Annotated in this window: 12 protein-coding genes; 4 read left to right on the forward strand and 8 right to left on the reverse strand. The window is 43.0% G+C overall.

Annotation, left to right across the window (positions count from 1 at the left end; all coding sequences use genetic code 11):
* Positions 1–56: 56 nt before the first annotated feature.
* Entirely contained in the window at positions 57–968 is a 912-nt protein-coding gene (locus FTU44_RS11470) for an alpha/beta hydrolase (RefSeq protein WP_005173280.1), read from the reverse strand.
* 156 nt (positions 969–1,124) lie between these two features.
* Between FTU44_RS11470 and FTU44_RS11475 the strand changes: the two genes are divergently transcribed.
* Complete coding sequence (locus FTU44_RS11475) at positions 1,125–1,562, forward strand: DUF2147 domain-containing protein (RefSeq protein WP_005173279.1); 438 nt, start codon at positions 1,125–1,127, stop codon at positions 1,560–1,562.
* Between the two features lie 70 nt (positions 1,563–1,632).
* Here the strand turns inward: FTU44_RS11475 and FTU44_RS11480 are convergent, their stop codons facing one another.
* A complete protein-coding gene (locus tag FTU44_RS11480; protein WP_034609159.1) occupies positions 1,633–1,983 on the reverse strand; it encodes a Spx/MgsR family RNA polymerase-binding regulatory protein in 351 nt (116 codons plus the stop codon).
* A 463-nt stretch (positions 1,984–2,446) separates the two neighbouring features.
* Complete coding sequence (locus FTU44_RS11485; RefSeq protein WP_005094995.1) at positions 2,447–3,265, reverse strand: exodeoxyribonuclease III; 819 nt, start codon at positions 3,263–3,265, stop codon at positions 2,447–2,449.
* Positions 3,266–3,305: 40 nt separating this feature from the next.
* On the opposite strand from FTU44_RS11485, the gene pyrE reads away from it, so the two are divergent.
* Complete coding sequence (pyrE, locus tag FTU44_RS11490; protein ID WP_180050777.1) at positions 3,306–3,956, forward strand: orotate phosphoribosyltransferase; 651 nt, start codon at positions 3,306–3,308, stop codon at positions 3,954–3,956.
* 598 nt (positions 3,957–4,554) lie between these two features.
* On the opposite strand, the gene FTU44_RS11495 is transcribed toward pyrE, so the two are convergent.
* Entirely contained in the window at positions 4,555–4,764 is a 210-nt protein-coding gene (locus FTU44_RS11495; RefSeq protein ID WP_005094999.1) for a cold-shock protein, read from the reverse strand.
* A 547-nt stretch (positions 4,765–5,311) separates the two neighbouring features.
* Here FTU44_RS11495 and FTU44_RS11500 point away from each other — a divergent pair.
* The gene (locus FTU44_RS11500; RefSeq protein ID WP_005095001.1) at positions 5,312–5,638 is read left to right on the forward strand and encodes a hypothetical protein; all 327 of its coding nucleotides are present in this window, start codon (positions 5,312–5,314) and stop codon (positions 5,636–5,638) included.
* 149 nt (positions 5,639–5,787) lie between these two features.
* Here FTU44_RS11500 and FTU44_RS11505 read toward each other — a convergent pair whose 3' ends face one another.
* The 4 genes from FTU44_RS11505 to FTU44_RS11520 all read right to left on the reverse strand — a co-directional run bounded on the left by FTU44_RS11505 (position 5,788) and on the right by FTU44_RS11520 (position 9,262).
* On the reverse strand, positions 5,788–6,729 hold the full coding sequence (locus tag FTU44_RS11505) for a copper resistance protein B (protein WP_005173270.1): 942 nt from the start codon (positions 6,727–6,729) through the stop codon (positions 5,788–5,790).
* On the reverse strand, positions 6,716–8,482 hold the full coding sequence (locus FTU44_RS11510) for a copper resistance system multicopper oxidase (RefSeq protein ID WP_180050779.1): 1,767 nt from the start codon (positions 8,480–8,482) through the stop codon (positions 6,716–6,718). Before FTU44_RS11510 ends, FTU44_RS11505 begins: the two co-directional genes overlap by 14 nt.
* A 39-nt stretch (positions 8,483–8,521) precedes the next feature.
* The gene (locus FTU44_RS11515) at positions 8,522–8,902 is read right to left on the reverse strand and encodes a hypothetical protein (protein WP_257226491.1); all 381 of its coding nucleotides are present in this window, start codon (positions 8,900–8,902) and stop codon (positions 8,522–8,524) included.
* A 159-nt stretch (positions 8,903–9,061) separates the two neighbouring features.
* On the reverse strand, positions 9,062–9,262 hold the full coding sequence (locus FTU44_RS11520) for a DUF3565 domain-containing protein (RefSeq protein WP_180050785.1): 201 nt from the start codon (positions 9,260–9,262) through the stop codon (positions 9,062–9,064).
* A gap of 144 nt (positions 9,263–9,406) precedes the next feature.
* On the opposite strand from FTU44_RS11520, the gene gshB reads away from it, so the two are divergent.
* Positions 9,407–10,357: a glutathione synthase gene (gshB, locus tag FTU44_RS11525; RefSeq protein WP_005095009.1), complete on the forward strand. Its 951-nt coding sequence runs from the start codon at positions 9,407–9,409 to the stop codon at positions 10,355–10,357.
* Positions 10,358–10,711 lie beyond the last annotated feature (354 nt).

Below are 10,711 nucleotides of genomic sequence, written 5' to 3' on the forward strand. Positions count from 1 at the left end.
AAAAACAACTCAAAAGGTCAGCCTATGCTGGCCTTTTTTATATGGGTGAACAGTGATTAATCTCGATCCAGACGGTGCGCGAAGGCTGCCAGATCGCTCAGCGCCTGTTGGGCTTCCTCAAACCAGGCACTGAACATCTGAAAGTTATGCCACATGCCGGTATACAGTTTAAATTCCACATCGACACCCGCCTGTTCGGCTTTTTCCTTAAAACGACTGGCATCATCCAGTAGAATTTCCTTGGAACCGACCTGAATATGAGTTGGGGGCAAGCCGCTTAAATCGGCGAAAAAGGGCGAAACTTCCGGATCACCCCGATCGATGGCACGCGGGACATAATATTCAATGCCAGTTTCAACTGTTTCCAGAGACAGCAGGGCATCATGTTTCTGGTTATAGCGCAACGATTCACTGGTCAGGGTCAAATCCAGCAAAGGAGACAACAGAATCAAACCACTCACTTGTGGGAGGTTTTCTTTTTGTAATTTGAGCGCCAAGGCCAGCGCCAGATTGGCCCCACAAGAATCACCGGACAGGATGATATCTTTGGCCTGAACGCCTTGATCGAGCAATAAGTTATACACATCAAACAAGGCTTCCAAGGCCTCTGGATAGGCAGATTCCGGTGACAGCGGATAATCTACATGCAGTACCTGCATCTGGGTTCGAGCCGCAATTTGAGTCATAAAGGCACGATGGGTATTTAAAGAGCCTAAATAAAATGCCCCGCCATGAATATGAAAAATCAGCTGAGTCGACTCTTGCTGCGGCTTAATTTCCTCTGCGCGCAGACCCGCCAGACGTAGCGAACGAATTTGTACGGTTTTGTCTTGTGGAAAGAGTTTGCACATCTGCTCCAGTGCAATGCGCATTGAACTCGGTGGAAGATTGAATCTGCTCGGGGCACGAATGACTGTCTTTAAGATGCTTTCTGTAATTAATTGTTTTGTTAACGGGCTTATCTTCATTTTCCTTCCATCTTTTTGTGCTTTTATTGATCATGTAGATTATTTACCAACCATATTTACAAGGTTACACTAAATAGTCACAGCTAAAAATTGAAAAATTGTTGTGACTTTTTAATACTACAGAGGTCTATTTTCAGACTAAGGAAATGAAGAAAAATGAAAAAAATAGCGCTTATGTTAGGACTACTAGGCTTATCTGTACTGGCAAATGCCGCAGATCCTTTAAATGGCACGGTTTGGAAAACCATTGATGATAAAACCAAGCAGCCTAAGGCCATGGTTAAATTTACTGAACAAAAGAACGGTACGTTGTCAGCAAGTATTCAATCTGTGTTAACACCAGGTGAAGAAAATGCCTGTACCAAGTGTGAAGGTCCGTACAAGAACAAGTCACTCAAAGGCTTGACCATTGTGAAAGGTCTTAAGAATTCAGGTGGTACCAGCTATGACAGTGGTTCAATTCTGGATCCGCAATCTGGTAAAACTTACAAACTGAAAGGCCAACTGGCAGATGGTGGCAAGAAACTTGAGCTTCGTGGCTTTATTGGTGTGGCAGCATTAGGCCGTAACCAGACTTGGGTTCGTGCAAACTAATCCAGTTCGATAGAAAGATAAAAGCCTGACTGCTGTCAGGCTTTTTTGTATGAATTATTTAGGATAATAATTAATTACTTAGGGTGCGATAAGCCGCGTCATCAAAACCGGCAATAAAACCTGTGGGCGTGGCCAAGATCGGACGTTTAATTAAACTGGTATGAGTGCTTAATGCGGCAATTAAAGCATCTTCACTGGACAGCGCCGTTTGCTGCTGTTCTTCAGTCAGTTTGCGCCATGTGGTTCCTTTTTTATTTAATACCACATCCTGACCCAGCGCATTCAGCCAGACTTTAATGGTATCAGCATCGATGCCCTGTTTCTTATAGTCATGAAATTCATAGCTCAACCCCAGCTCAGTCAGTAGGTCAAAAGCTTTTTTCATCGAATTGCAGTTTTTAATCCCGTAAATTTTTAACATATTCGCCATCTAACACATCTTAAATCATGGCCTAGCTTAACCAAATTCGCAGCAGTCGACCATGCAAAATAGAATGATTAGAAAACAATTTAAAATAGGGAGGCAGAATCGTCATCAAAATGACATCAATGCGCTTTAAAATGATCAGCAAGAAAAACAACAATAAAAAAAATAATAATTTTAGGCAGTGGAAATAGAAAACCCGCATTTAATCATCCTGATCATGCGGGTCTCAATTCAACGTCCATTGTCACATCCATGAAAAACAAGCTAAATGTTCTAGTTTGTTTTATTTTCTTCCTACGGCGTCCTGTCCTTATATTGTCATCCTGACATGTCCCTGTGCCGTGAGGCTATAATGCTCTGTTATGACATCGAGATAAACCCAAAAAATACGTCATGTCATGTAAGCAATAAGCCTTAATTGAGTGAACAGGTGTGCACTCAATTGATAGGTATTTTTTTATAGTTTGTAGTCGATGATCACTGGGGCATGATCGCTAAACCATTGTTCCTTATACACCCAGGCATTGACGGTACGCTCTTTCCAGTCTGGTGAGCAGGCCTGATAATCAATGCGCCAACCGACGTTCTTGGCTCGGGCTTGTCCGCGGTTTGACCACCAGGAATACAGTTCTGCTTCTTTGCGTACTTCGCGAAACGTATCGACATAACCGAGTTCATCATAGATATGATCTAGCCAGGCGCGCTCATGTGGTAAACAGCCGGAAGCTTTCTGGTTGCCGGACCAGTTTTTAATATCAATCCGTTTATGCACGATGTTGTAATCACCGCAGACAATCACCGATTTGTTTTCATCGCGCCATTGTTTCAGGATTTTGGCATATTCTTCCAGAAAGTGATCTTTACGCGCTTGTGCTTCATCGCCTGATGAGCCGGAAGGTAGATACAATGAACAGATATGGGCCGTTTGCTCCAAACCTAAATCAAATTCGGCTGCAATAAAACGGCCTTGCGAATCTGCCAGTTCAAAGCCCAGACCATCGGTTAAAGAGACGAAGGGCAGGCGGCTATAAATTGCGGTACCGGCATAACCTGGACGTTCGGCAGGGAATAGATGGGTATACCAGCCTTCCGGTTTAAATTTATCGGTCCACTGCACATGGGTGATCCGGCTTTCCTGCATACAGATCACATCGGCATCCGACTGTTCCATCCATTCCAATAGGCCTTTGCTCACCGATGAGCGTAAACCGTTGACATTAATTGAAACGACACGAAGAATTTTTTGATCACCTGGATAGCTACTCTTTGGTATCATGCGCAAGTCTTACCTTAATTAATGGATTTAGGAGCACCTCATGCCAACGCCAGCTCAGTTTAACCCGCAAGCTTTTATCGAACTCGCATTATCACGCGGTGTGCTTAAATTTGGTGAGTTTACTTTAAAATCGGGACGTGTGAGTCCCTATTTTTTTAATGCGGGTCTGCTGAATGATGGTGAAGCCTTGACATTGCTGGCTTCTGGCTATGCAGCAAAATTAACGGCATGTGACCATGTGGAAGTGGTTTTTGGTCCTGCATATAAAGGTATTCCTTTTGTGGCAGCGACCGCTGTGGCGCTATCACAAAATCATGGGTTGAGTGTGCCTTGGGGTTTTAACCGCAAAGAAGCCAAAGATCATGGCGAGGGTGGCGTGCTAGTCGGTGCTTCTGTAGCAGGTAAAAAAGTCTGGATCATTGATGACGTGATCACGGCAGGAACAGCGATTCGTGAAGTCGTGACAATCTTGAAAAATGCCGGTGCACAAATCGCAGGTGTTTTGGTTGCACTTGACCGTCAGGAAAAAGGTCAGGGCGATTTATCAGCCATTCAGGAAGTGCAGCAAGAGCTCGAGATTCCTGTACATGCCTTAATTACCATGAAAGATTTGATGGACTATCTGGAAACCAAGGGCGATCAAGAAGCTTTAGCTAAAATGGAAGATTATCGAGTTAAATACGGGATCTAAGCGGTGATCCTTATCGTAAAGGAAGCTACAGCTTCCTTTTTTGTTTTAAAGTTCAATTGATGTAGAAATTAAGCATGCAAATACAGGGTGAATACTTAAAAAACTAAGTCAAAGTGCTGTAATTCAAAGATTTTTAATATTAAAGACTTTCAGTCTTGATGTAGATGAATACAGTTTAAAATACTGGAAATTGACAATAATATTCAGTGATTCTGTACGCATTTGCTTACATGAGTTCAAGCCGTTTGCGTCTATACGCAGCTTTGCTGCATTGCCTATAATGAATTCATCAGGAACAGGATGTTCCATAAAAGAATAACAAGAGATAAATACAAGGAAAGTAAGGTAAGACAGGAGTCATACCCAGCGAACCAACACGAAAAACCCCCGGCAGGATGCTGGGGGTTTTTCATTTTTAGCGATTCATGCAGGCCCAGATGTAACAGGCTTAGACGCGGGGAGAATAAATAAGATGATTTACTGGTTTAAATGACTGGAATAGGTTTAGAGAGTATCACCAACCGATCACTTTTGAAGATTGTTAATCTTTAGAGCCAAAAAAAGCACCTTAAGGTGCTTTTTTTATTGCTGGGCTAAATTATAGCGCAACGATATTGATCGCGTTCGGGCCTTTTTGACCTTCAACTACGCTGAAAGAAACGCGTTGGCCTTCAAACAATGTTTTGAAGCCAGAACTGCTAATTTCTTTAAAATGAGCAAAAACGTCAGGACCTGATTCTTGTTGAATAAAACCAAAACCTTTAGTTTCGTTAAACCATTTCACTGTACCGGTAACTGTAGTAGACATAATATAACCTATCAAATTTTTAATAATTTTAGCCATTGAAATGACTATGGATAACTTTGAAAAACAACAAGAATTGAAATAAAGATCTGAAAAAACTGAGGATTATAAAATAACACTGCGGTACTTAAAGAAGTTTAACTAAACAACACTTTTTTCTAGTTGAGTACAGCATAACCTAAATCAGCAAATATTCAAGTTTTTTATATTTATTATTTATTTTTCTTATAAATATACGTGGATCTTTCTTTTTAAATATGTGCTGGTCAATTTTTTTAGTATGACTGACTGTATAAAAGATTTACTCAAGCAAAACAACAAACATACATTTTACTTACGTTACTTTATGTTAATCAAACTGAACCAGTACGCGGCAATATTTTTCTAAGTGAATGTATTTTATAACATTGGGTAAATTTGTAGCTGGCTTGTTTAAGATAGTTCTGGTCATTGTTCAGCTATTCAAAGGCCCCTATATTAAAAACACATGGAAAAATTAACTATAAGAATTTCTTAATTTTAATTTAAAACCAGAATAAGAGTGAGTCTCATGGATTACTGGAATTGTGTTTTATTAATCTCCATTATTGCAGTTGTAGGCCTAACGATTATTATCCTGCTAGTCGGCTGTAAAATCTGGAAAAACCTGATCGTCACTTTACTGATTTCGACCATAATGAGTTTTTTGATTATCTATGCCATCAACTTTATCTTTGGAAAGAGTCTGCATTTCCTTTGGGGTCACCGGGAAGTCGGGAATCTTGACTTTATGCTTGAAATTGGGCTGATGAGTCTGGTGATTGGTGGGGTAATCACCTTTATGATTATGTTAGGCACCTTGATTGCCAAAAGTAATGATAAACAGAGTGAGGAATAGAAACAGAGAGCAGGCAGTAGCAATGCTTTCTCTGGACAATACACAGCCTCCTTCTCTTGAGTCAATTTAATAACAGCCGACGAAGTATGAATGGGTTTTTCATACTTCGTCGTGGTCTTACCTTTTATCTTAAAAATGATAATCCGTCCTTAAAACATCATTTTAAGTCCTAAAGCATAGATCCAGACCCGGTCAGAGCCGGATGCCTGCTGCCAGACAGCCTGTTTGTTTCCTTTGCTATATTCATAGCCAACCTGCAGATAAGGCATGACTTTTTTACTGATCTCATAACGGGTTTCCAATCCTAATGTCGCATGACTCAGACCAGATTTTTTCGCACTCGCAGCTTGATCATTGAAAATGATATCCAGTTCAATAAAGGGCTGCATAATCAGTTTCTGAGTCAGCAACAGGTCACGTTCTGTTTCCAGTTTGAATCCGACAAAATCATCTTCACCGACATAGAGATAGGCATTGGTTTCAAAAAAATAAGGGGCCAGGCCATGCAGTCCAAGCACTGCATCGAAACGTTCATTTTGTAGGGAAGCTGTATGCTGGCTTATATTTTCCTGACGGTAGCGCAAACCGGTTTGTACATCCCAGAAATCGGAAATATTACGGCTATACAGGATTTCGGCCGCATAGTCAGCCTGACTCGATTCAGATTTATCTGCCTGCAGCTTGAGAAAAACCTTGTTTTCATCAGTACCAATTCTGGCTTCATTCTCTGATTTAAAAGCGCCATTTCCAGCTGAATTGATTTGCCATTTCTGGTCCAGAATGACTTGGCTATAAATCTGTGCACCATGTTCTTTCCGATGGTCATGCTCCGCAGTAGCGCCAACAGGTTTTTCGTGCCCTACAGATTCTTGATCAGATAAAGATCGAGCTTGTTGGGTATGTGAGCGTAGATCCGGCACTGCAATAGGAGCGCTGTGATGTACTGCGGTTTTGCTAGGATGATGATCCTGATGATCCTGATGATCCTGATGATCCTGATGATCCTGATGATCCGCTGCCAATATACCGAAACTCGCCACGAGCAGTGCACTGCTTAATACCGATTTTAAAAAGAGCTTAGTGATGTGCATGGCTTTCTCCTTGATCCGCTGCTGGCTTTGACGGCATTTGTTGCGGCGAAGCATGAGAAGCTTGATCGTCATTCACATGTGCCACAATCAGCTTATTCATCATGCCGGCACTCATGTGATAGAGCAGATGGCAGTGAATCGCCCATTCTCCCAGTTCATCTGCCGTTAATAAGGTTGTGAGCGTTTTTCCAGGTGGCACAATCACGGTGTGTTTATTTGGCATCTGTGCAGCAGATTGACCATTTTCCAACTGCATAAACATGCCATGTAAATGCATCGGATGCGCCATCATGCTGTCATTGATAAATTTCAAACGGATCCGTTCGCCATATTGCACCTGCAATGGTTCGGCATCACTGAATTTTTTACCATTGATGGTCCAGATATAACGTTCCATGGTTCCACCCAGACGAATCACCAGTTCACGTTCTGCGGCTCGGGTATCGGTTTGTGGCGTCAGGGCTTTGAGGTCTTGATATTGCAATGCTTTATGCCCTGCAGGCGTAGACATATTGACCCAACCCTCAACCGGTGGATGAGACGGATTTGTCTTGGGTATAGCACTGTGACCTGCGTGCATGTCGTGCTGGGCATGCTCATCATGTTTAGGCGTATCTGTTGCAGATTGCGTGGTCTGACTGCTGTGTGCGGTATGAGACATGTCATGCGGTTCGCCATGTCCCATATCTTCCATGGTCAATAAGGCACGTGGACGTGGCGTCGGTAATTGAATCGGATGTGTCGCTGGATCAGCCTCATTGTGCAAGCTGCCAATGGCAAAGCCTGAACGGTCGATCGATTCGGCTTCAATCTGGTAATGAGGTGCAGTTGGTTCCACAATCACATCATACGTTTCAGCAGTTCCGATACGGAATTCATCTACAGCGACCGGCTGTACAGCTTGTCCATCGGCGCTAACCACGGTCATTTTAAGCTGGGGAATACGTACATCGAAAAACGACATGGCCGAGGCATTAATGAATCGCAGACGAACCTTTTCATTCGGTTTAAATTGGCCGCTCCAGTTCTGTTGCGGGGTTTTGCCATTGATTAAAAAGGTATAACCGCTGACATCAGACAGGTCGGTTTTCAACATGCGCATCTGGTTCCACATTTTGCGATCTGACCAGGTGGCCTTGAGACCGTCACGTTTTACCTGCTGGAGTACATCGCCCACGGTTTCACGCTGATTCTGATAATATTCAGCCGATTTTTTTAAATTATTCTGAATCTGCTGGCTGTCCTGTTCATGAAAATCCGACAGCATCACCACATAATCCCGCTCGGTTTTTTCATGCTCAGGCATCGGTGTTTGTGCTTTAGGATAAATCACCAAGGCACCATATAAGCCGTCCTGTTCCTGGCCTTTGGAATGCGCATGATACCAATAGGTACCGTTTTGACGAACCTTGAAACGATAAGTAAAAGACTGCTTCGGTTTGATACCCTGAAAACCATTAAATCCAGGGACACCATCCATTAGGCCGGGCAGGAGCAGGCCATGCCAGTGCAGCGAGGTATCTTGATTCTTCAGGTTATTTTGCACATGAATCACCGCATCATCACCTTCTTCGAATTCCAGCAAGGGGGCAGGGAATTTTCCGTTTACGGTAATCCGTTTGACCGTCTTTCCGGTGAGATTGAGCGGACTTTCATCAATAACCAGATGATATTCTTTAACAGCTGCAAAAACTGCAGACGATGACATCAGGCAAATGCCCAGACATAGGCATTGGGGAATTTTAATTAACATCACTTAATCCTTAATTAATAAAAAATTGAATATTCAGGATTAAGTTTTGGGTGGGCGCAGGATTTCCTGCCAATAACCGGCAAGGTGTTTGGCATGATAAGTTGGGAGGAGGGTTCTTTCTAGAGAATGATGGTCGAATACTGTCAGTTCAGGGGCCGAAATTTGCAAGCCGCTCATCTGGCTTTGACAGGCCATCGTACTGCAATCCAGACAGTCTTGTGAGTGCTGTGGCATATCCGGAAAACAGTCAGCCTGTGTCAGGTCTTGATCTGAGTTATGCGCAGATTCATGCATAGCATGAGAGGCGGAGGCTTTTACCATGTCCAGACAATGGCTGCTCATCTGTTCAGACGACATGACCAAATGCATGGTTGTTGCAGAAGCAACAGACACACTGCTCCAGCCTATGGCAAAAACCATAAGCATCACCAACCAGATTTGTTTGACGAGCCGTGTGAGCAAAGTCCACCCTGAAAAAAACGCTGCATGTTTGAGCAATAAAAGCATAAACGCAGTGACTGCAATTAGCAAATCCTGTGCGAGATTATTTTTAGTCAGCTACATCACACTTTTATAGGTTCAGGTTTCAGTTTCGCACTTTTCACATTTTTTACAGTCCAGCAGCATGCCAAACTTTTCTTTGCGACCTTGCTCGGTCATCACCCAGGGCCGATTTTGCCACGGCGGGGTATGCCGTACATGCTGGCCATGTCCGCAGGCCAGCTCTGCAACCCAATGCTGTTCTTCATCCAAATGAAAACCGATAATTGCCTGTTGCATGGCAAACCTCCTTTTGAGCTCAATCTGCCTCAGTACTTATCTAAAAATCTATACAGAACAAGTCATGCAAAATCACCATAAACAAAAGAATCCACACAAGCTATACTCCTTGCTAAGTCATTTTTTGAAAAAGAGCAGAGACACATGCGCGTACTTGTTGTGATGGATCCCATCGAAAATGTAAACCTGAAGAAAGACTCGACCATGGCCATGCTTTGGGCAGCAGCACGCCGTGGGCATGAGCTTGGTTATGCATTACAACAAGATTTATATATTGAGCAGGGCAAAGCTTTTGGTTTGATAGCGCCGCTACAGGTGTTTGAAGACTATGATCACTATTATGAACTCGGTGAAAAAAAGAAAGAATCCATCGCTGCTTATGATGTGGTGTTGATGCGTAAAGATCCACCTTTTGATATGAATTTTGTCTACACCACTTATATTCTGGAGCAGGCAGAACGCGAAGGTGCATGGATTATTAACAAGCCACAAAGCCTGCGTGACTGTAATGAAAAACTGTTTGCGACCCAGTTCCCGCATCTGCAAGTTCCGACACTGGTGACTTCGCAGCAAAGCCTGATTCGTGAGTTTCTCAAAGAACAGGTCGATGTGATTGTGAAACCGCTGGATGGCATGGGGGGTACTGGAATTTTCCGCCTGTATCAGGATGGCATCAATATTGGTTCAACCATTGAAATGCTGACCAATAACGGTACCCAGCCGATTATGGCACAGCGTTATATTCCTGAAATTGTCGAAGGTGATAAACGTATCCTGATGATTAATGGCGAGCCAGTACCATATTGCTTGGCCCGTATTCCACAAAATGGTGAAGTGCGCGGCAATCTGGCGGCAGGCGGTCTGGGAGAAGCACGTCCACTGACTGAAAATGACCGCGCCATTGCGGCAAAAGTAGGCCCTTATCTTAGAGAAAAAGGTCTGGTTTTTGTAGGACTGGATGTGATTGGTAATTATGTCACTGAAATTAATGTAACCAGCCCAACCTGTATTCGTGAAATTGATGACCAGTTTGGAACCTCAATTGCCGATGATCTGTTTGCTGTATTAGAGGCAGGCCGTTCGCAGCAGGTTTAAACCAGACAGAAAAAGAGCCTCATCTGAGGTAATGCTGATCAGTTAAGGAGTTTAGAAGTAGACTCTTTAACTTTTTAGTCGTTCACGACGGAGTCTTAACTTTATAAATCAAATGCTTGAAAATAATTTGTTACTTTGGTTTCGCCCAAATGAGAAGCGAAGCTTCGCAAGGAAGGCATCTTGCGGAGCAACACTCCTCACCGCAAAACTCGGCAGCCACCATCGACTAGGGCGTGTCCTCATTTGAAAAATTGGTTTTAAATACTTAAAATCCTCCTTTAAGCTCTTTTGATTTCTATATTTTTTCAATGGCACGTACTCTTCTCACCGATGATATCTGGCAGCAAATTCAAG

The sequence above is a fragment of the Acinetobacter sp. YH12105 genome, from assembly GCF_013419095.1.
Taxonomy (GTDB): Bacteria; Pseudomonadota; Gammaproteobacteria; order Pseudomonadales; family Moraxellaceae; genus Acinetobacter; species Acinetobacter pseudolwoffii.